The sequence below is a fragment of the Vibrio hibernica genome (assembly GCF_015223435.1).
GTDB classification, from domain to species: Bacteria; Pseudomonadota; Gammaproteobacteria; order Enterobacterales; family Vibrionaceae; genus Vibrio; species Vibrio hibernica.
On sequence record NZ_VHKO01000046.1, the window covers coordinates 1 to 21,084 of the forward strand.

Here is a 21,084-nt window from a genome sequence, read left to right on the forward strand (position 1 = left end):
ATAATTTCTTCTACTTTTTTGACTGTTTGATTGGTTTTCAAGCAAAACCACCTATTCTGACTAGTTTTCGTGCTATTTTATCCAGAATTTAAAGCGCTAAGGAGTCGAAATGAATAATATTCGGAATTATAAAGGCATTCACCCTCAAATAGGGCCAGGAGTGTATGTTGATGATTCTTCAATTTTGGTTGGAGAGATTGTCATTGGTGAAGATTCTAGTGTTTGGCCTTTAGTTGCTGCCCGTGGTGATGTTAATCATATTCACATTGGGAAGCGCACTAATATTCAAGACGGCAGCGTTTTGCATGTTACGCATAAGAATGAAGGTAACCCTACTGGCTTCCCATTGATTATTGGTGATGATGTGACGATAGGACATAAAGTCATGCTGCATGGTTGTAGCATTCACGATCGTGTCCTAGTCGGTATGGGGACTATTATTCTTGATGGTGCTGTAATTGAATCGGATGTCATGATCGGTGCGGGAAGCTTAGTCCCGCCAAATAAGCGACTAGAAAGTGGTTACCTCTATATTGGAAGCCCAGTAAAGCAAGCTCGTACATTAACGGATGAAGAAAGTGGCTTTTTATTAAAATCTGCCGACAATTACGTCGTTAATAAAAATGACTATCTCACTCAAGTAAAATAGTCAGTATTCATTTAACCTAGCTCGACCTCACCAGCTAGGTTAAACAACTCTTGCTCGATGGCTTCTTCTGCCAAATCTTCCAGATCAAAACGCAGAGCATCAAATACTTTTAATATCTGATCAGAGTTCACGTCATAGCCTATCATTTTCGATAGCTTATCAATTGAAATAACACATTCAATCAATTGACCGGCTTGTTGAGCAGGAAAACTCACAACTTGACGTTCGGGTTGCCAGGTTTGAATATCAGGAAATAGAATATTTTGATTCATATGGTTAACTTATAGTGTGATTAACTTTAAACAGTCAGGTTTTTACGCAATTCTCGTAACACCTGTCGAACACCTGGACGTAAACCGCGCCACAGCATGAAACTTTCTGCCGCTTGTCCAACCAACATGCCTAAACCGTCATAAGCATTAATCACTCCATTGGTTTTGGCCCAATCATTAAAGTGTGTGTTACCAGCGCCGTAACTCATATCGTAACTAACACTTTTCGAATTAAAAATGCCGGTACTGATATCAGGAAGACCTCCAGTTAAACCAGCCGATGTCGAATTAATAATAATATCGAATGGCGTATTAATGTCCTTCATCGGCATCGCACGGATCTGGCCATAATCACAAAAAACATCCACTAACTGTTGTGCTTTTTCAAACGTCCTATTGGTGATAATAATTTCTGATGGAGCTTGATCAAGTAAAGGTTGAATAACTCCTCTTGCAGCGCCACCAGCACCTATTAGCAATATTTTGGCACCTTTTAGTTGTGCTTTATATTGCAATAGGTCTTGAACCAAACCCTCACCATCGGTGTTATCACCAATAATTTGGCCATCATCTAACTTCTTAAGGGTATTCACCGCTTGAGCTAGTTGGGCACGTTGCGTTAATCGATCTGCAAATTTAAATGCATCGAGCTTAAAAGGTGCAGTGACATTACAACCTTTCCCACCCTGTGCAAAAAACGCACTCACAGCCGACTGAAAACCACCCACAGGCGCTTCAACTATCCCATATTCCATCGACTGATTCGTCTGACGTGCAAATAATGTATGGATAAATGGCGACTTACTGTGTGAAATAGGGTTACCAAATACTGCATATTGATCAATCAGGGCCATATCCTTGCCTTCTGCTAAAAATATTAATTACCAATCTCTTGGTGTTAAATAAGAATATAATGCCAACTCCGCCGAGCCATCTTCTGGCGTGTAATCATATTCCCAACGCGCTAAAGGCGGCATCGACATCAAAATAGATTCGGTACGGCCACCACTTTGCAAGCCAAATAAGGTGCCACGGTCATAGACCAAGTTAAACTCGACATAACGTCCACGACGGTATAATTGAAATTGACGTTCACGTTCACCATATTGAGCCGCCTTTCTTTTATCTACAATAGGAAGGTAAGCTTGAGTGAACCCTTCTCCTACCGCTTGCATATAAGCAAAGCTACGTTCAAATCCAAGTTGGTTAAAATCATCGAAGAATAATCCACCTACGCCACGCGTTTCATCTCGATGAGGCAAGAAGAAATACTTATCGCACCATGCTTTATGTTGATTATAGATATCATCACCAAAAGGAGTACAAATTGCCTTTGCAGTGTCGTGCCAATGCTGACAATCGTCTTCATAAGGATAAAAAGGCGTGAGATCAAATCCACCACCAAACCACCAAATTGGCATTTCACCTTCTTTTTCCGCAATAAAGAACCGAACATTGGCATGCGAGGTTGGGATGTACGGGTTATGAGGATGTAAAACCAATGACACCCCCATCGCTTCAAACTGTCGTCCCGCAAGTTCTGGCCTATGCGCAGTCGCTGACGCTGGCATTTTATCGCCAAATACATGGGAGAAATTAACACCACCTTGTTCAAACACATCGCCATTGCGGATCACACGGCTACGCCCACCACCGCCTAACTCTCGTTCCCACGCATCTTCAACAAAACGCTGACCATCAATCGATTCTAATTGTTTGCAAATAGAGTCTTGCAATGTCATTAGAAAGTCTTTTACCGCTTGTTTATTCACTTGTTCCATCTTATCCCACTCTTAATACATTGCCGGTGATGACATCTCTAATTTCAGTTGGCTGAGTTCGACCACCTGTTTTCCCCGCTAAAATAGCAACCAAATGCCGACCAAGTTGTTGCTCCACTTCTTGCGTCGTTCGACACGGCTCTAAGCCCGTTAAATTAGCACTGGTTGATGTCAGTGGTTTACCAAAAGTTAAACACAATTTTTGAACTAAAGGATGATCAGTTACGCGTACCGCTATTGAATTAAATTTGCCAGTAAGATGAGACGAAATTGAAGAATTCACAGGCACAACCCAGGTTACCGCGCCAGGCCAAGTTGCTAACATCGTATCTCGTTGCTTATCCGTTAGCTGAGTTTCATCAATATAAGGCAAAAGCTGTTGGTAGTTGGCCGCAATTAAAATTAATCCTTTTTCTATTGGCCGCTGCTTCAACGCTAATAATTTATCGATTGCTGCCGTATTGTCTGGATCGCATCCAACGCCAAAAACACCTTCTGTTGGGTAAGCAATTACCTCACCTTGCTTTAACGACTCGACCACATGCTCAAAATTATCCAACTGACTGCCCTTTCTTCTTAATGACCAACGAAGTGATAGTGTATTAAACCTTTCAATATAGACTAAATGATTTTTACTTCTAAATCCTACTCTAAAACAAAATACCAGACGCAAACGTTTTCCTCTGAACTATTTCTCCGTATAATGCCGCTAGGTTTATTTATTTACTCGTAATCAAGATGTACTAAAGGAGTGTTCGATGAAAGTTGGAATTATCATGGGTTCTAAGTCTGATTGGCCAACAATGAAGCTTGCGGCTGAAATGTTAGACCGTTTTAATGTCCCTTACGAAACCAAAGTCGTTTCGGCTCACCGAACTCCTCACTTGCTCGCCGAATACGCTGAAAGCGCCAAAGAGCGCGGACTAAAAATCATTATTGCAGGTGCTGGTGGCGCCGCTCATCTTCCAGGTATGACTGCCGCTTATACTAGTTTGCCAGTACTGGGCGTTCCGGTTCAATCGCGTGCGCTGTCAGGGGTAGATTCTTTATATTCTATCGTACAAATGCCTAAAGGAATTGCGGTAGGCACATTAGCGATTGGCGAAGCAGGTGCGGCCAATGCCGGAATTTTAGCGGCGCAAATCATAGGAATCCATGATGAAGTCGTAATGGCGGAAGTCGAAGCTTTCCGTAAAGAACAAACCGATACGGTACTCGCCAATCCAAATCCAGCTGAGGATTAATAACATGGCAAATAAGCACGTTTTAGTTTTAGGTGCCGGTCAATTGGCTCGCATGATGTCTTTAGCCGGTGCGCCACTGAATATTAATATTTCAGCTTTCGATGTTAGTAGTGAAAAAATTGTTCATCCATTAACGCAAAACATCATTGGTCATGGACTTAATAATGCCATTGCCAAGGCCGATGTCATTACCGCTGAATTTGAGCATATTCCTCATTCCATTTTAGATATCTGCCAACAAAGCGGGAAATTCCGACCTACCACTCAAGCCATTAAAGCGGGTGGTGATCGTCGTATTGAAAAACAATTATTAGATGATGCTAAGGTCGCCAATGCAAAATATGCCGTAATTACTAATCGAGCTGAATTCGATGATGCTATAACCTCTGTCGGTTTACCTATGGTACTTAAAACGGCATTAGGTGGTTACGATGGAAAAGGGCAATGGCGCTTAAAGAATACGACCGACATCGATGATACTTGGAGTAAATTACAGCAAAGCTTATCCGATACACCACACCAAGCTATTGTGGCTGAAGAGTTTGTGCCGTTTAAACGAGAAGTATCACTAATAGGTGCACGCCGAGTTAATGGTGAGATGGCTGTGTACCCATTAACCGAAAATGTTCACGTGGATGGCGTCTTAAGTTTATCTATCGCCATTGATGAATCTGAATTGCAGCAACAAGCGGCGAAAATGTTCCAAGCTATTTCAGATAAGCTAAATTATGTAGGTGTGTTAGCGATTGAGTTTTTTGATGTAAACGGAAAATTACTGGTCAATGAAATCGCTCCTCGAGTACACAACTCCGGTCATTGGACTCAACAAGGCGCTGAAGTTTGCCAATTTGAAAACCATTTACGCGCCGTATGCGACATGCCGCTTGGGAGCACAAAGGCGATACGACATGCCGCGATGATCAATATTTTAGGCCAAGACACATTACCTAAAGAAATACTGGCGATGCCAAACTGTCATATCCACTGGTATGGTAAAGAAAAGCGTGCCGGACGCAAGATGGGACATATTAATGTTTGTAGTAACACTCAAGGTGAGTTAGATAAAGCACTAAAAGAGTTGGTTGCGATATTAGATGAATCCGAATTTCCTGAACTAAAACAACATATCAATCAACGATAAGCTTACCGTTATAAGTTTCAAGTTATCGAAACCTAAAAGACCAACTCAATACAGTTGGTCTTTTTATTTAACTCTATTATTAATTCAATCTTCCTGCTGGTGCTGACATTTACGGTTGGCACATAAAATTTTATTGCCTGATGCCAGTTTTTTTTCCACCAATAAAGGAAAACCACATTGCTGGCAGCATCCAATCAGTGGCGGTGAATTAATTGAAAACTTACATTTAGGGTACGCATTACAAGCATAGAAACTTTTACCAAAACGAGATTGGCGCTCGACCAAATGACCACTAGAGCATTCAGGGCAAGCAATGTCTGGCTGCGTCCCTTGACTTGGTTCTGATTGGTCCATTGAAGCAATATGCTGACATTCAGGAAAACAACTGCAACCAATGAACATGCCATAACGTCCTTGGCGTAAAACCAGTTCACCTTGGCGTTTATTATCGGAACTTTTAGTGCATTCAGGGCAAGCTACACCTAACTCTTTTACTATATGCCCATCATGTTGGTGCAAAGGACGAATATAATCGCATTGTGGATATTGATTACAACCAAGGAAAGGGCCGTGCTTACCATGACGAAGATGAAGCTCACCTTGCAATGTCTCGTGGCATTGAGGGCAAGCTTCATGCTCCAAGGCAGGTTCATGAACAGTAAACAGTTTTCCGTCTATTTTGCTCTTCATTAATGAAGAACACCTTGCTCAGAGGCATACAATAACTCTTCCATCTGAGTATAAGCACTCTCATTACCCGGTACATTAAATAGCACCATCAAAATAACCCACTTCAAATCATCTAAAGTAAATTCTTGAGTTTCCAACCCCATGACTCGGTCAATCACCATTTCACGAGTTTCAGTCGTTAATACTTTCACCTGCTCTAAAAACAAAATAAAACCTCGACAAACAACATCGATGCGGATCATTTCATCTTGGGTATAGATTCGAGTAGAAGTGGCTGAACCTTTGGCAATTTTAGCCCCATCCGATTGCTGAAGAGCCGCTAAACCTTCCAGCCAATGGAGAGCTTTATAGATTTCTTGTTGATGAAACCCAGCGCGTAATAACTCATCTTCAAGTTCATCTTGATCGATCGTTAAGTCTGCATCGCTATGAATATAGGTTTCAAACAAATACATCAGAATGTCCATCATAGCTTTACCCTCCGCTTACAGGATTTATTTGGGCTTATTCTTAATAATATAGCCTCCGGGGACAGAAGCAACATAACCACTCAATTCGAGATCTAATATTTTCATCATGACTTCGTGTACAGGTATATGGGTCCTTTGCGCCAAAATATCAACCGGAGTAGGCTCATTTCCTACGTTAGCCAACAGTTCAGCAAATGGCAATGCTTCCGCCGTAGTCTTTTTATTGGTTAATACTTTTTCTGCATCAAAATGAAAACTCGACTGAAGAGACCCAGTTAATCTATTAGACCGTTCTAATTGTGGTTGGATTTCATCCACGATATCTTGCGCCGATTGCACTAAAATCGCTCCTTGTCGAATCAAACCATTCGCTCCTGCATGACCGGCTTGATAAATCGAACCAGGAAGCGCAAACACTTCTCTATTTTGTTCTAGAGCATAACGCGCGGTGATGAGAGAACCACTGCGTTCAGCGGCCTCAACCACCAGCACACCTAAAGATAAACCACTGATGATTCTATTTCGACGCGGGAAATACTCCGCTCTAGGTTTCGTATCCGGTCGAAACTCTGACACTAAAGCACCATCGGATTCTAAAATACGTTGCGCTAAACCTTTATGACGAGCCGGATACACTTGATCAACCCCCGATCCCAAAACCGCTATTGTTTCACCTTTCGCTTGCAGAGCGCCATCATGAGCATGCCCATCCACGCCTAATGCCAATCCACTGGTCACCGTCAAACCTTGATCGGCAAGCCCATAGCCAAACTCACGCGCCGCACGCAGTCCATCTATACTAGCATTGCGACTGCCCACTATGGCGATTTGTGAATGGTTCAATGCCTCGACATTTCCTTTAATAAACAGTACTGGGGGATGAGACGACATTTGTTGCATTAATGACGGATATCGCTCATCCAGTGGTGTCACAATATGATTACCTTCATCTTGTAACCACAACAGGCAGTCATCGACCTCTTGATGAGACCGCTGTCTTATATATTGAATTTGAGCAGGCTTTAATTTTAAATTTTATAATTCGAGTTCGCTATACGAAACAATATTCTCAGGAGAATCAATCCTCAATAGACGAGATAAACTCACCCCGCCTAATTGAGGTGTAAAACTTAATGTCAGCCATGCTGTCAGTTGAGACTCATTCATTATGACGGATCGTTTACTGTCATACCGTTTTGAGTTTTATTGACAATGGGGGAATCTGATAACTCATTCACCGCAGGAGAAATCGCAATACTGTCTTTCTTAATCGGCTCTTCGCTTTTTGTGATTAACGCCAAGCTAAACTTCTCATACGGACGTATGACTAGCATTTCACCAATGGCAATTGGCGGTAGATCTATTCGCTTACCTGCATGGAAAAAATCGCCCTCTTTATAAGAGTATTCACCTTTTTCTCCATAAACTGCCGAACCTACTTTCGCCAAGTTAAACATGCTGCCTTGCACTAAACCATCATCACTACCGCGATCGATAATCACCACTTGATTGACCGACATAAAAGCGTGGTTATCCATCGAACCTTTTACACTAGCGATTAAACCAACCGGAGCTGGAATTGGTGTAAAGACCGTTGATAGCGCTAGATCCTCGCCAAACATAGGTAAAGCAATATCATTAGGTTGAATTTCTTGATATTGATTGATCACTTGCAGACCGCTGTATTTTTCAGATTGTTCCTTTAATTCAGCTTGAGCCACAATACGTAATGAGTAACTACTGGCTTTTACCTCACCACTACGCTGGTACTCTTCTACGATGCGGTAAATCGCTCATTTCTCATTGGTCACATTACCATCAATATAAATACGTTCATTTCCACTTAAAAATTTACGCCCTTCACTAGTACCAAGCACTCGCAATGCTGAGCTTTTGCGGTCTTCCGTTAATAGTTGATCAGACTTCAGGTAAGGGCGAATTAGGCCATTATCTACCGTGGAGATCGCCTCTTTATCTTGCTTACGAACATGAGGTCCAATTTTCTTCATCGGTTTTAGGCTTAACAATGGTTGACCATTACGCCATGTCAGCGTCAGTTTATCGCCAGGATAAATTAAATGGGGGTTATTAATATCAGGATTTACTTGCCACAATCTAGGCCAAAGCCATGGGCTATCTAAAAATAATGCGGAAATATCCCACAAAGTATCACCTTTTTTGACCGTATAGGTCTGTGGTGCATTATCCTTTATCTCTATAGTATTTTGTGTCGTGGTGGCAGCCACTACAGAGAAGCTAACCGCAATAAAAGCACATAAATTTAAAATAAAACGCGTTGTTTTTGGCATGACCTACATTTCCTTGGTCGACATTTTGTCGCTTAATGTGATTAGATGCTGTCATTTGCCTTATAAAATGTCTAGAATTGCAGCTATAAGGTCTAAGCTGTTTTCGGCACAGTTCAATATTTAGAGTGTATATGTCTGTATTACAAGTATTAACATTCCCGGATGATCGCCTTCGTACCGTTGCGAAACCGGTAGAAAAAGTGACTCCAGAGCTTCAAAAACTTATCGATGACATGATTGAAACCATGTACGACGAAGAAGGGATCGGTCTTGCGGCCACCCAAGTTGATGTTCATCAAAGAATCGTAGTGATTGATGTCTCTGATGAGCGCGATCAACCAATAGTTCTCATCAATCCTGAAATCCTCGAAAAACGTGGCGACGATGGCATTGAAGAAGGTTGCCTTTCGGTTCCGGGTGCTCGCGCTTTAGTCCCTAGAGCCGCAGAAGTTACCGTTCGAGCATTAGATAGAGACGGCAAAGAATTCACGTTTGAAGCCGATGATTTACTCGCGATTTGTGTTCAACATGAGCTTGACCATTTGATGGGTAAATTGTTTGTCGATTATTTATCACCGTTAAAGCGTAAACGCATCCAAGATAAGCTTACCAAGATCAAGCGTTTCAACGAGAAACAAGATAAGTAACAGCCAACATAATACCCAAGATTATTGAAGAGACTCTTTCAGCGGTCTTGGGTATATAAAATTGAGAAGGAAACCTACCTTGAGTCAGTCTTTAAGAATTGTCTTTGCAGGTACTCCGGATTTCGCCGCCCGTCACTTGGCGGCGTTGTTGTCTTCGGAGCATGACGTTATTGCTGTTTATACCCAACCGGATCGCCCAGCCGGTCGTGGCAAAAAACTCACCGCTAGCCCAGTAAAATCACTCGCATTAGAAAGTAATATTCCGGTATACCAACCTGAAAATTTCAAATCAGATGAAGCCAAGCAACAACTGAAAGATCTCGGTGCTGACTTGATGATCGTGGTTGCCTACGGTTTACTGCTGCCTCAAGCCGTTCTCGATACGCCACGTTTAGGTTGTATTAATGTACATGGCTCTATTCTGCCTCGCTGGCGTGGCGCAGCCCCAATCCAACGTTCCATTTGGGCTGGCGATAAAGAAACTGGCGTCACTATCATGCAAATGGATATCGGATTAGATACGGGTGACATGCTATCAATTGCCACACAACCCATTGAATCCAGCGACACCAGCGCGTCTATGTATGAAAAATTAGCCGAATTAGGCCCAACAGCGTTGACGGAATGCTTAACTGATATTGCCAATGGCCAAATCACACCAATAAAACAAGATGATGAACAAGCCAACTACGCTAAAAAACTCAGTAAGGAAGAAGCTAAAATCAATTGGCATGATGAAGCGGAACATATTGAACGTTGCGTTCGCGCCTTTAATCCTTGGCCGATGAGCTTTTTCAGCGTTGAAGAAGGCGATGGCAAAGAAAGCAATGTTAAGGTGTGGCAATCTCGAGTAGAAACGACGAGTAAAAATCACATTCCTGGGCAAATTGTGCAAGCGGATAAAACCGGTATTTATGTCGCGACAGGCAAAAATATTTTAGTCCTTGAGCAATTACAGATCCCAGGCAAAAAAGCACTATCAGTACAAGATATACTGAATGCTCGCAGCCACTGGTTTGAAGTCGGCCATCAATTAGGCTAGAAAATCGTGTCATCGAAAGGTACAGAGATGTGCCTTTCTTTATTTTACCCATTATTTTGTGGCTTGCATTGCGAGTTACTGACAAGAGAAAACACCATGAATGTTCGCGCAGCCGCTGCCAATGTCCTTTTTCAAGTGGTCGACAAAGGTCAATCACTATCACACGCTTTACCTGCCGCTCAAAAAACGATTAAGCCGCGAGATCACGCTCTTCTTCAAGAGATTTGCTATGGCGCGCTACGTTACTTACCGCGTTTAGAATCTATCGCTAACGAGCTAATGGATAAACCCCTTACTGGCAAAAAGCGTGTTTTTCACCACCTCATTTTGGTTGGCATTTATCAACTGAGCTTTATGCGCATTCCCTCTCACGCAGCAGTAGCCGAAACGGTTGAAGCGACGAAAACGCTACGCGGTCCAAGCCTAAGTGGTTTGATTAATGCAGTATTACGTAGCTATACCCGAGATCAAGAAGCGTTAGATAAAAAAGCCGTTAGCCACAATGCGGGGAAATATGGTCATCCTGGTTGGTTATTAAAATTACTGCAAGAAAGCTACCCGCAACAATGGGAACAATTAGTCGAAGCCAACAATAGCAAAGCGCCAATGTGGTTACGAGTAAACCGTAAACACCATACGCGAGATGAATATCAAGCATTGTTGGATCAAGAGAATATCGAATACACCCTCCACCCTGAAGCGGAAGATGCCATCAAGCTTTCTTCACCTTGTGATGTCGCTTTACTTCCGGGTTTCAGTCAAGGCTGGGTTTCAGTACAAGATGCGGCTGCTCAATTATCGATCAATTACTTACAACCTCAAAATGGTGAGTTAATTTTAGATTGTTGCGCTGCGCCAGGTGGTAAAACCGCACATATTCTCGAACACACTGAGAATACCGAAGTGGTGGCAATTGATTGTGACGTCAAACGTTTAGATCGTGTTTACGATAACCTTGAACGCCTACAACTACGCGCTGATGTGATCTGCGGTGATGCACGTTACCCTGAAGAATGGTGGAGCGGCGAAAAGTTTGACCGAATTTTACTCGATGCACCTTGTTCTGCGACCGGAGTAATTCGTCGCCATCCAGATATTAAATGGTTACGTCGAGCTAGTGACATTGAAGCGCTCGCGGTATTACAAAGTGAAATTTTTGATGCAATGTGGCGCCAATTAAAAGTCGGCGGTACCTTGGTATACGCTACTTGCTCTATCACGCCACAAGAAAACAGCCAGCAAGTAAGTGCGTTTTTACAACGAACAAATGATGCACAGCTCATCAATTCAGACGTTGAAAACCCAGGGTGTCAAATCTTACCTGGAGAAGAAGACATGGATGGCTTCTATTACGCGGTGCTACGTAAAGCTTAATAATCACGCATACTCTGTCGGTATATTTATTACCATCGGTAGTATTGTTCTTTGTAAACATGATTATAAGTAAACTGACTCTCGCGATAACAATCAACATTGATACGCTCAAGGTTGGGCAGAAAATAGGTAAACGTACGTTATGAAAATCATTATTCTTGGAGCTGGGCAAGTTGGCGGCACATTAGCGGAAAACTTGGTTGGCGAAAATAACGATATCACAGTAGTCGATCGCAACACCGACCGCCTGCGCGAGCTGCAAGATAAATATGACTTACGCGTCGTGAATGGCCATGCAAGTCATCCGAATACTTTGCGAGAAGCGGGCGCACAAGATGCCGATATGTTGGTCGCGGTCACCAATTCCGATGAAACCAACATGGCCGCTTGCCAAATTGCCTTTACCTTATTCAACACCCCTAGTCGTATTGCTCGAATTCGCTCACCAGAATATTTAGCCGAAAAAGATACCCTCTTTCAATCTGGCGCGGTTCCTGTTGATCATCTCATTGCTCCAGAAGAATTAGTCACCAGCTATATCGAGCGTTTAATTCAATATCCTGGTGCATTACAAGTCGTCAGTTTTGCCGAACGAAAAGTCAGCTTAGTGGCCGTTAAAGCCTATTATGGTGGACCATTGGTTGGGAATGCATTATCGGCTTTACGCGATCATATGCCACACATTGATACTCGTGTCGCCGCTATTTTTCGTCAAGGCCGCCCTATTCGACCACAAGGCACGACCATTATTGAAGCCGATGACGAGGTGTTTTTTGTCGCGGCCAGTAATCATATTCGTGCGGTCATGAGTGAGCTACAAAGACTTGAGAAAAACTATCGCCGCATCATGATCGTCGGCGGTGGCAATATCGGCTCAAGTCTTGCTAAGCGTTTAGAAAAAGATTACAGCGTTAAATTGATTGAACGCAGCTACCAACGCGCCGAACAACTTTCTGAAGAGTTAGAAAATACCATCGTATTTTGCGGTGATGCAGCCGATCAAGAACTGCTTAACGAAGAGAATATCGACCAAGTTGATGTGTTTATAGCGCTCACCAATGAAGATGAAACCAATATCATGTCAGCCATGCTCGCTAAACGTCTTGGCGCAAAAAAAGTAATGGTGCTCATCCAACGCAGCGCTTACGTCGATTTAGTTCAAGGTGGTGCAATCGATGTCGCGATTTCCCCGCAACAAGCCACTATTTCAGCGCTGCTAACCCATGTTCGTCGAGCTGATATTGTTAACGTATCGTCTCTACGCCGTGGAGCTGCTGAAGCCATTGAAGCCATCGCTCATGGAGATGAGACCACTTCAAAAGTTGTCGGCAAAGCCATTAGCGAAATCAAGCTTCCACCAGGCACGACTATTGGGGCAATTGTGCGAGGAGAAGAGGTGCTCATCGCCCATGACCGTACCGTGATCGAACAAGATGATCACGTAGTCATGTTCTTGGTCGATAAAAAATATGTGCCAGACGTTGAACGCTTATTCCAACCAAGCCCATTCTTTTTATAACAAAGGCTGATTAATTCCGTGCTTAATTATCGTCCTATTTTATTTGTTCTTGGATTGGTGTTATCAAAAATAGCACTCTTCATGTACATACCAACATTAATGGCCTTTTTTACTGGAACCAGTGGTTTTATTGAATTTGGCGAAGCCGTTATCATTACCCATATTGTGTCGTTTATACTGCTCTCTCTTGGCCGAACGTCTAATTTTCGGCTTGGGGTGCGGGATATGTTTTTATTGACCACCTTGGTATGGACTATTTCTAGCGCCTTTGCTGCCTTGCCTTTTGTTTTCATTAATCATATTAGTTTTACTGATGCGTATTTTGAAACCATGTCAGGTATTACCACGACAGGATCGACAGTATTAAGCGGTTTAGATGACATGGCACCAAGCATTTTATTATGGCGTTCAACTCTGCAATGGCTCGGAGGTGTTGGCTTTATCGTGATGGCGGTAGCTATTCTTCCTATGCTTAACGTCGGTGGGATGAAACTCTTCCAAACGGAATCTTCCGACTGGTCTGATAAAAGTAGCCCAAGGGCAAAAAATGTCGCCAAAAATATCGTGCAGGTTTATTTAATCTTAACCTTATTATGTGTCTTAGGTTTTTGGTATACCGGCATGGGTTGGTTTGATGCCATTAACCATTCCTTCACCACGCTTTCAACCGGTGGTTACTCGACCACGGACAACTCAATGAATCACTTTTCTCACGGTGCACATTGGGTTGGAGCATTATTTATGTTTCTGGGCGGCTTACCATTTTTATTATTTGTTACCGCTCTGCGTAAACGAAACCCCAAAGCTTTATTGATGGATGCCCAAGTCAGGGGCTTTGCTTGTTTAGTGATCACAACCAGTCTTATTGTTGCGATTTGGCTGACTTTACAAGATCATTACCGCTTTATTGATGCCCTTCGTGTCGCCACTTTCAATATTATTTCCGTCGTCACCACAACTGGGTTTGGCTTAGATGATTTCACCCATTGGGGGGCGTTACCATCAGTGGTATTTGCTTTTGTTATGTTGGTTGGTGCCTGTTCAGGATCAACTTCTGGTGGGATAAAAATCTTCCGTTTTCAAATTGCAGCGACACTATTAAACAAACAAATCATGCGTTTAGTGCACCCATCTGGTGTATTTGTTCAACGTTATAACCAGCGCCCCGTTAATGATGATATTGTGCGGTCCGTCGTCGCTTTTGTCTTAACCTTTATACTGACTATCATCTTTATCGCGGGTTGCCTAAGTGCATTAGGGCTTGATCCTATTACCAGCATTACCGGAGCAATGACCGCGGTAGCGAACGTTGGTCCTGGAATGGGGCCAGTCATTGGGCCAAGTGGCAACTTCTCAAGCTTACCCGATACCGCAAAATGGCTACTAAGCCTTGGAATGTTAATGGGACGCTTAGAAATATTGACTATTTTAGTACTCTTTTTCCCTGCATTTTGGCGAACATAGACTTAATTATCTCATTCATTTTTACGATCGCATTAGTCTTAATTTCTAATAAAAATAAAAAAGCGCGCTAACCAGCTAAAGTGGTTAGCGCGCTTTTTACATAGCTCATCATTCAAATTATCAGAAAAAATTAGCCTAACTTAACGGTGAAAGAGGCCATACATAAAAATAAATACTAATAAAGTGGCAAATGCTACCGGCCAAAACAAAAAGATGCCAAATCGCATGATTATAAGGGATTCGGTCATTAGCATAAAAAATAACCCCTAACGAATACATGACTCCACCCGCGACTAACCAAATCACCGCTGAAATATCCAAATGCGTTGCCAATTGATAAATGACCACCAACGATAGCCAACCCATCACCAAATAACTCATCAAAGAAAACGATTTAAACCGATGCATAAAGAACATTTTCATGATCACGCCAAGTAGCGCTATTACCCAAATGACCACCATCAAACCATAGGCTAGGTCCGTCCTTAACCCCACCAATAAAAAGGGGGTGTAGCTGCCGGAAATCAATAAGTAAATAGCACTATGATCCAGTGTTTTTAACCAACGCTTAGCAGGTAAATAACGAATGGAATGATATAAAGTAGAGGCCAAAAACAGCGCAATAATACTCGCGCCATAAATACTCATACTAATAAAAGTCAAGGTATCTGACTGATATTTAGCCGCTTTCATAAGTAGAATAACCAATGCCAGCACGCCAAATAGTACCCCTAAACCATGACTAACACTGTTGGCGATCTCTTCTCTATCTGAGTATTCCGATACTTGCATGTTTACACCTCAAAAGATAAACCTATACCCATCAATTTGGGGTATAGACACGCAAGTATTCTTACACATTCAACTTACAAGTGTAAGCTAAAATAGCAGGTACATTTTCTTATAGAATCACACTCAATTTTCATTACGTAGTTTGATTTAAAAATGCCAAAACCTGAGCTCCCGCCTCTTGAGGTGCAATATCTGCAGATAATGTCATTTCCCGTTTTAGTTTATGACTCCCAATTAAACTTGATAGCATCCCTCCGATCCCTTGTTTTTGGCGATCAACTTCAAACCAAATGTTCAACTCGCTCTCATTTCGATAGATCACTATCTCTAGCTCTCGCCAACGACCTTGAAAATCACCATGCACAGGAACAAACTCAAACTCTTGCACAAAAGGTAAGTCAAAACCTTTTACATATTCACATTCAACCTGGCGAATGCGCAGGCCCGCATTCTCTAATGCAGTAAAAATGGCATCTTCAAGAAGATCTGGACGGATAGTAACTTCATCTTTATCGGAGGGATCACTGGCCATTGATATATCTAAACCAGTTTCAAGCCATACTTTAGCATCACCTAAAGTGACGGGTGTGTTCCATGGAATATCAAGCTCCACCGGAAAAATACGCTCTTGATGGGGTTCGATAGAAAAAGCGTACGGGAGCGACCATGAAGATAAAACATGCGTTGCCACTTCAGTAGAATGTGTTATTTCACGACCATCAGGATTTTGCCTCGGTTTTCGGTAGTGGCAGCATAACTTAAGATCAATATTATCAATATCTTGCTTGGTTGCCCCGCCATAGACATGCACATCCATTACCAATTTTCGCCCAGGAAAAGCCGCATCTTGCTTTAAAATGGTGTCAACTTGTGCCGATCCAATCCCAAATGTAGCTAATGTTTTCTTAAAAAAAGACATATAGCCTCCTTGTCATTTTTCAATTTTAGGTAAAGATTTGATGTATTGATTAAAATGTCATCGCCAAGGGAATAAGACAAGTCTATACTTATTAATAGTCGAAATATTGTTCGATTATCCTTAACGTCATCAAGATTGGGTCTGGTGATTATGGCCATGGATATGCATTTTTATAGGTTATTATTATGCGCCCAATTCCTGCACGTGCCTCTTTTTCTCGTGGTTCAGCTTCTCGTCGTCGCCAGAGCTTTGCAACCTCACCGGTAACGAAAAAACCTGAAACACCAGCAAAAACCGAGCAATAATATTCTAGTTCAATAGACACTAGAATTAAGGCAACCTTTACTCAAAAAGCGTAGCATTCATTTGAATACTACGCTTTTTTATTGGAGCTCAAATCGCCTTTTAAATGGCACTATTGAAAGCCCGTGGCATTATCAAGTAATCAAATTAACTATTCACTACGTTAGGTACATCAAAAGCTAGCCTTCTTTTCTTCGATAAATGCCATCTTATTCAACTTTGTATGTAAAGCTTGAAACCAATAGCAAACTCGTATTAATCCGTCCTGTATACTGTGGCACATAAAAAGTGAGCATAAGATTGTTATTCTCTAGGCATAGCAATTAAAAGACATGAGCAATGTACTTATGAGGACGGTAAGGAACAGCAATGAAGCAAGATAAAATAGACGTTAAAGTCATCACCCCTAAAACGAACCGAGATGCTAATGGCAAGATTTATGTGCGTAAAAGCCAAGGCACTTTTCAAGTATTACGCCGTTATGGTGGTTGGTTTTTATTAGTGCTTTTTGCCGCAATCCCTTGGATTTCGTATCACGACCAACAAGCAATTTTATTTGATTTAAATAAACAACAATTTCAATTTTTTAGCGCTACTTTTTTTCCACAAGATCTCACTCTTCTTGCTCTCATTTTTATGATCTCTGCTTTCGGCCTTTTCTTTTTAACGACTTTCTTAGGCCGAGTCTGGTGTGGTTATTTATGCCCACAAACCGTTTGGACATTTATGTATATTTGGTTTGAAGAGAAACTTGAAGGCCAAGCCAACAAGCGCAGAAAACAAGACAACAATAAATACACTAAAAATATTCTAATACGTAAAACCATTAAACACATCGCTTGGTGGGTTATTGCCTTATTAACTGGCCTTACTTTTGTCGCTTATTTTGTGCCAGTAAAAAGTTTAATGTTGGATTTCATTACATTTGAATTGAGTTTTTGGCCTGCATTTTGGGTATGGTTTTTTGCCGCTTGCACTTATGGTAACGCAGGTTGGATGCGCTCAATTATGTGCTTACACATGTGCCCTTATGCTCGATTTCAATCAGCTATGTTTGATAAAGATACCTTTATTGTGGGCTACGATACCAAACGCGGTGAGCAGCGTGGTCCTCGATCTCTAAAAGCAACGGTAAAGCCAGAAGGTTTAGGCGATTGTATCGATTGTAATTTATGTGTGCAGGTATGCCCAACAGGGATTGATATCCGCAATGGATTACAATACGAATGCATCAACTGTGGTGCTTGTATTGATGCTTGTGATAATACGATGGAGCGAATGGGGTATGAAAAAGGATTAATCAGCTATACCACTGAGCATAAATTAGCAGGCAATAAAACGAGAGTCATGCGTCCGAAACTGATTGGATATGGCATCGCATTAACGTTAATGCTGGCACTCTTTGTGACTCAAGTGGTTGGCGTTGATCCTGTTAACATGAGTGTATTGCGGGATCGTAATCAAATGTATCGCGTCGATAACAACGGTTGGATCGAGAATACTTACACCCTTAAAATTCTCAATAAAACCCAGCAGACTCAGAAGTATCATGTTGATGTCGAAGGGTTAAACAACGTGAAATGGTATGGTTCGCAAACGATCACCGTGCCAGCAGGGGAATCCATTAGCCATCCACTTAGTTTGGCGGTTAGCCCAGATGAATTGAATTCACCGATTATCAAGTTTGAGTTTATACTGACAGACAATGAACAATTTAGCTTACCAGTCGAAAGTCGTTTTATTAAAAAATTGTAGGTAAAGCCTTAGACTGAAAGTGCCAATAAGGAAGGGCTTAGCAATAGGCCCTTTATTTTATGTCCGATATAAATGCATCACCCAATACACCGTTATTTAACTTTGAATCCTTAACACCGGATTTAATGTGGTATGCGTTAGAAAGCATTGGTATCCGTGCTGAATCTGGCTTACTTGCGCTAAACAGTTACGAAAATCGAGTTTATCAATTTGTGGATGAAGATAAAAAACGCTTTGTAGTAAAGTTTTATCGCCCACAACGTTGGTCCAACGAGCAAATTTTAGAAGAGCATGATTTTGCTCAAGATTTGATGGATCATGAAATCCCTGTGGTGGCTCCGTGCAACATTAACGGCCACACATTACATCATTATCAAGGTTATAGTTTCGTATTATTTCCAAGTGTTGGGGGGCGTCAATTTGAAGTGGATAACCTCAATCAAACTGAATGGGTAGGGCGATTCTTAGGTCGAATTCATCAGGTTGGAAAAGCAAAAACCTTTATACATAGACCCACAATGAGCTTGGACGAATACTTATATCAACCCCGCAAACTGCTCAGTAATGCTAGCTTTATTCCTTCTTATTTGGAAAATAGCTTTTTTCATGATCTCGATGTGTTAATTGCCCAATTAGAACAGCATTGGGACACACCAAGTAACATTATTCGTCTGCATGGTGATTGCCACCCTGGTAATATTTTATGGCGAGATGGGCCGATGTTTGTCGATCTCGATGACGCCAGAAATGGCCCTGCGATACAAGATATTTGGATGCTACTCAATGGCGATAGAGCGGACAAATTAATGCAACTCGACATTGTTTTAGAAGCTTATTCAGAATATTGTGACTTTGATAACCAACAACTGAAACTAATTGAGCCTTTACGTGGTCTCAGAATGGTGCATTACATGGCTTGGTTAGCAAAACGCTGGCAAGATCCGGCTTTTCCGATTGCTTTTCCTTGGTTTAACGATGCAAAATACTGGGAAAATCAAGTGCTCGGTTTTAAGGAACAAATAGCGGCGCTACAAGAACCAACACTCTCGCTCACCCCACAATGGTGATCATTCAATTTATCGACTTTTCTATCTAAATGGAGTTCATGAGATCATGAAGAAAATATTTACCCTAGTGGCGGCTTTAATGCTGAGCTTTACTGTCAATGCAGCGAGCTTTAAAGAAGGCGAAAATTACAAAGTTTTAAATACTTCCCATTCATCTTCACCTACTGTGACTGAGTTTTTCTCTTTTTACTGTCCGCACTGTCATGCTTTTGAACCTATTATTGGTCAATTAAAACAACATCTAGAAGGCAAAGCTGAATTCCAAAAAATGTCCGTCTCTTTCATGGGTGGCAATATGGGCCCAGCAATGAGCAAAAGCTATGCGACCATGGTGTCTTTAGGGGTTGATGACAAACTGGTTCCACTGATGTTCAACCGTATTCACGTGCAAAATAAAGCACCACGAGATGAAGCAGAATTACGTCAGTTCTTCTTAGATAATGGCGTTTCAGCAAAAGACTTTGATGGAACATTTAACAGTTTTGCGATTGATTCTATGATGCGCCGTTACGATAAAGCCTTTAAAGATGCTGGCTTAAGCGGTGTCCCTGCTATTATTGTGAATAATAAATATTTAGTTGAATTAAAAAACTTCCAAAATGTTGATCAAGCATTTGATTTAATTGATTACCTATTGAAAAAATAATCCTTTTTATTTATAAAATCGATTAATAAAATAAGTAATCAATGAAAAAATGGGAAGCTTATTATGGCTTCCCATTTTTATTTACATCACCTCACACGCAAAACCATTCATACTGCTTGCGCGGTTAATTGCTTGAGCAATCGATCCATATTTCGATAACCCAATGCTTCAGCAAGATGTGATTTATGAATTGCCTCACAACCAGATAAATCGGCAATGGTACGTGCGACTTTTAAGATTCGGTGATACGCACGCACCTATAAACCTAGTTGATGCAGTGCATGCTCTAAAAACTCAGCATCTGACTTTTCTAATGCACAAAAATGCTCAATCTCTCGACTGCCCAATAACGCATTCACTTTACCATTGCGCTTAAGCATCACTTGCCGAGCTTGCCACACCCGCTGCTTTACGACTTCGGTTGGCTCACCCCGATCGCCACCTTCAGATAACGTTCCTTTCGGCAGCGAAGGGATCTCTATCGACATATCAAACCGGTCCAATAACGGCCCAGACAGACGACTGAGGTAGCGTAAGATCATTTGCGGATTCGTTGCGCGAGATTGCGACCCTTCGTAATAACCGGTTGGGCTTGGGTTGAGTGCACCGACCAACTGAAAACGTGCCGGAAAGCGAGTCTTTCCTGCTGCGCGAGAAATGATGATCTCACCCGATTCGAGTGGCTCTCTCAGTGAATCTAATACTTTTCGATCAAACTCCGGCATTTTCCTAATATCGAGTTTGAGTAATAAATATTGTCAATTTGAGGCATTGAATGCTGTGAGTGTTGTCCGAGTTAGTGGAGCGCATCGCTTCAGATGCTAGCGGAACGATAGGTCATTCATTTTTCTATTTAGCCGAGCAAGTAGCTATGTTATCCATTAAATCTGACGTCTTCATCTAGCTCCTCCTCATGAATGAATATTCACTTAATCGTTAGGTGCAACAACTAATTCAGTCACAGAATTCAGATAGAGATCGAAACTACCAGCTAAAACAG

Annotated in this window: 19 protein-coding genes and 3 pseudogenes; 11 read left to right on the top strand and 11 right to left on the bottom strand. The window is 41.8% G+C overall.

What is annotated here, in order from left to right:
* Positions 1-109: 109 nt before the first annotated feature.
* The gene (locus FH976_RS12895; RefSeq protein WP_194091254.1) at positions 110-649 is read left to right on the top strand and encodes a gamma carbonic anhydrase family protein; all 540 of its coding nucleotides are present in this window, start codon (positions 110-112) and stop codon (positions 647-649) included.
* 11 nt (positions 650-660) lie between these two features.
* On the opposite strand, the gene FH976_RS12900 is transcribed toward FH976_RS12895, so the two are convergent.
* From FH976_RS12900 to FH976_RS12915, 4 genes are read right to left on the bottom strand one after another with little or no spacing between them, the layout of a single operon-like run.
* Positions 661-921, bottom strand: coding sequence for a DUF1488 family protein (locus tag FH976_RS12900; protein ID WP_194091255.1), 261 nt, complete (start codon positions 919-921; stop codon positions 661-663).
* Positions 922-947: 26 nt separating this feature from the next.
* Positions 948-1,775 (bottom strand): shikimate dehydrogenase, encoded by an 828-nt coding sequence (gene aroE, locus FH976_RS12905; protein ID WP_194091256.1) that lies wholly within the window; start codon positions 1,773-1,775, stop codon positions 948-950.
* Between the two features lie 27 nt (positions 1,776-1,802).
* Positions 1,803-2,702, bottom strand: a complete 900-nt coding sequence (hemF, locus tag FH976_RS12910) for an oxygen-dependent coproporphyrinogen oxidase (RefSeq protein ID WP_194091257.1) — start codon at positions 2,700-2,702, stop codon at positions 1,803-1,805.
* 1 nt (position 2,703) lies between these two features.
* Positions 2,704-3,261 carry a Sua5/YciO/YrdC/YwlC family protein gene (locus FH976_RS12915; protein WP_194091258.1) on the bottom strand — a complete coding sequence of 186 codons (558 nt, stop codon included), beginning with the start codon at positions 3,259-3,261 and terminating at the stop codon, positions 2,704-2,706.
* Between the two features lie 199 nt (positions 3,262-3,460).
* Between FH976_RS12915 and purE the strand changes: the two genes are divergently transcribed.
* Together purE and FH976_RS12925 are read left to right on the top strand one after the other, a co-directional pair.
* The gene (gene purE, locus FH976_RS12920) at positions 3,461-3,946 is read left to right on the top strand and encodes a 5-(carboxyamino)imidazole ribonucleotide mutase (RefSeq protein WP_194091259.1); all 486 of its coding nucleotides are present in this window, start codon (positions 3,461-3,463) and stop codon (positions 3,944-3,946) included.
* A gap of 4 nt (positions 3,947-3,950) precedes the next feature.
* A complete protein-coding gene (locus FH976_RS12925) occupies positions 3,951-5,087 on the top strand; it encodes a 5-(carboxyamino)imidazole ribonucleotide synthase (protein WP_194091260.1) in 1,137 nt (378 codons plus the stop codon).
* An 84-nt stretch (positions 5,088-5,171) separates the two neighbouring features.
* Here FH976_RS12925 and FH976_RS12930 read toward each other — a convergent pair whose 3' ends face one another.
* The 4 genes and pseudogenes from FH976_RS12930 to FH976_RS16160 all read right to left on the bottom strand — a co-directional run bounded on the left by FH976_RS12930 (position 5,172) and on the right by FH976_RS16160 (position 8,556).
* Positions 5,172-5,777 (bottom strand): DNA topoisomerase family protein, encoded by a 606-nt coding sequence (locus FH976_RS12930; RefSeq protein ID WP_194091261.1) that lies wholly within the window; start codon positions 5,775-5,777, stop codon positions 5,172-5,174.
* Positions 5,777-6,247, bottom strand: a complete 471-nt coding sequence (locus FH976_RS12935; RefSeq protein WP_194091262.1) for a DUF494 family protein — start codon at positions 6,245-6,247, stop codon at positions 5,777-5,779. The genes FH976_RS12930 and FH976_RS12935 overlap by 1 nt, the downstream gene beginning before the upstream one ends.
* A gap of 24 nt (positions 6,248-6,271) precedes the next feature.
* Positions 6,272-7,414: pseudogene (gene dprA / locus FH976_RS12940) on the bottom strand (DNA-processing protein DprA).
* Positions 7,414-8,556 (bottom strand): annotated as a pseudogene (locus FH976_RS16160) (LysM peptidoglycan-binding domain-containing protein). Before FH976_RS16160 ends, dprA begins: the two co-directional pseudogenes overlap by 1 nt.
* A gap of 131 nt (positions 8,557-8,687) precedes the next feature.
* Between FH976_RS16160 and def the strand changes: the two are divergent.
* From def to FH976_RS12970, 5 genes are all read left to right on the top strand, one after another.
* Positions 8,688-9,203: a peptide deformylase gene (gene def, locus FH976_RS12950; RefSeq protein WP_194091263.1), complete on the top strand. Its 516-nt coding sequence runs from the start codon at positions 8,688-8,690 to the stop codon at positions 9,201-9,203.
* 79 nt (positions 9,204-9,282) lie between these two features.
* A complete protein-coding gene (gene fmt, locus FH976_RS12955; RefSeq protein WP_194091264.1) occupies positions 9,283-10,245 on the top strand; it encodes a methionyl-tRNA formyltransferase in 963 nt (320 codons plus the stop codon).
* A gap of 96 nt (positions 10,246-10,341) precedes the next feature.
* Positions 10,342-11,619 (top strand): 16S rRNA (cytosine(967)-C(5))-methyltransferase RsmB, encoded by a 1,278-nt coding sequence (gene rsmB / locus FH976_RS12960; protein WP_194091272.1) that lies wholly within the window; start codon positions 10,342-10,344, stop codon positions 11,617-11,619.
* Between the two features lie 142 nt (positions 11,620-11,761).
* Positions 11,762-13,138 carry a Trk system potassium transporter TrkA gene (gene trkA, locus FH976_RS12965; RefSeq protein WP_194091265.1) on the top strand — a complete coding sequence of 459 codons (1,377 nt, stop codon included), beginning with the start codon at positions 11,762-11,764 and terminating at the stop codon, positions 13,136-13,138.
* 18 nt (positions 13,139-13,156) lie between these two features.
* Positions 13,157-14,602, top strand: a complete 1,446-nt coding sequence (locus tag FH976_RS12970; protein ID WP_194091266.1) for a TrkH family potassium uptake protein — start codon at positions 13,157-13,159, stop codon at positions 14,600-14,602.
* 135 nt (positions 14,603-14,737) lie between these two features.
* On the opposite strand, the gene trhA is transcribed toward FH976_RS12970, so the two are convergent.
* Both trhA and FH976_RS12980 read right to left on the bottom strand, forming a co-directional pair.
* Positions 14,738-15,394, bottom strand: a complete 657-nt coding sequence (gene trhA, locus FH976_RS12975) for a PAQR family membrane homeostasis protein TrhA (protein WP_194091267.1) — start codon at positions 15,392-15,394, stop codon at positions 14,738-14,740.
* Positions 15,395-15,527: 133 nt separating this feature from the next.
* Positions 15,528-16,313: a sporulation protein gene (locus FH976_RS12980; RefSeq protein WP_194091268.1), complete on the bottom strand. Its 786-nt coding sequence runs from the start codon at positions 16,311-16,313 to the stop codon at positions 15,528-15,530.
* 672 nt (positions 16,314-16,985) lie between these two features.
* Between FH976_RS12980 and ccoG the strand changes: the two genes are divergently transcribed.
* Genes ccoG through FH976_RS12995 form a run of 3 tightly spaced genes read left to right on the top strand, consistent with a single transcriptional unit; the run spans position 16,986 to position 20,084 of the window.
* The gene (gene ccoG / locus FH976_RS12985; protein ID WP_194091269.1) at positions 16,986-18,371 is read left to right on the top strand and encodes a cytochrome c oxidase accessory protein CcoG; all 1,386 of its coding nucleotides are present in this window, start codon (positions 16,986-16,988) and stop codon (positions 18,369-18,371) included.
* Positions 18,372-18,430: 59 nt separating this feature from the next.
* A complete protein-coding gene (locus tag FH976_RS12990) occupies positions 18,431-19,438 on the top strand; it encodes a serine/threonine protein kinase (protein WP_194091270.1) in 1,008 nt (335 codons plus the stop codon).
* Positions 19,439-19,484: 46 nt separating this feature from the next.
* Positions 19,485-20,084, top strand: coding sequence for a thiol:disulfide interchange protein DsbA/DsbL (locus tag FH976_RS12995; RefSeq protein ID WP_194091271.1), 600 nt, complete (start codon positions 19,485-19,487; stop codon positions 20,082-20,084).
* Positions 20,085-20,191: 107 nt separating this feature from the next.
* On the opposite strand, the pseudogene FH976_RS13000 reads toward FH976_RS12995, so the two are convergent.
* Positions 20,192-20,833: pseudogene (locus FH976_RS13000) on the bottom strand (ATP-binding protein); the annotation flags it as partial.
* Positions 20,834-21,084 lie beyond the last annotated feature (251 nt).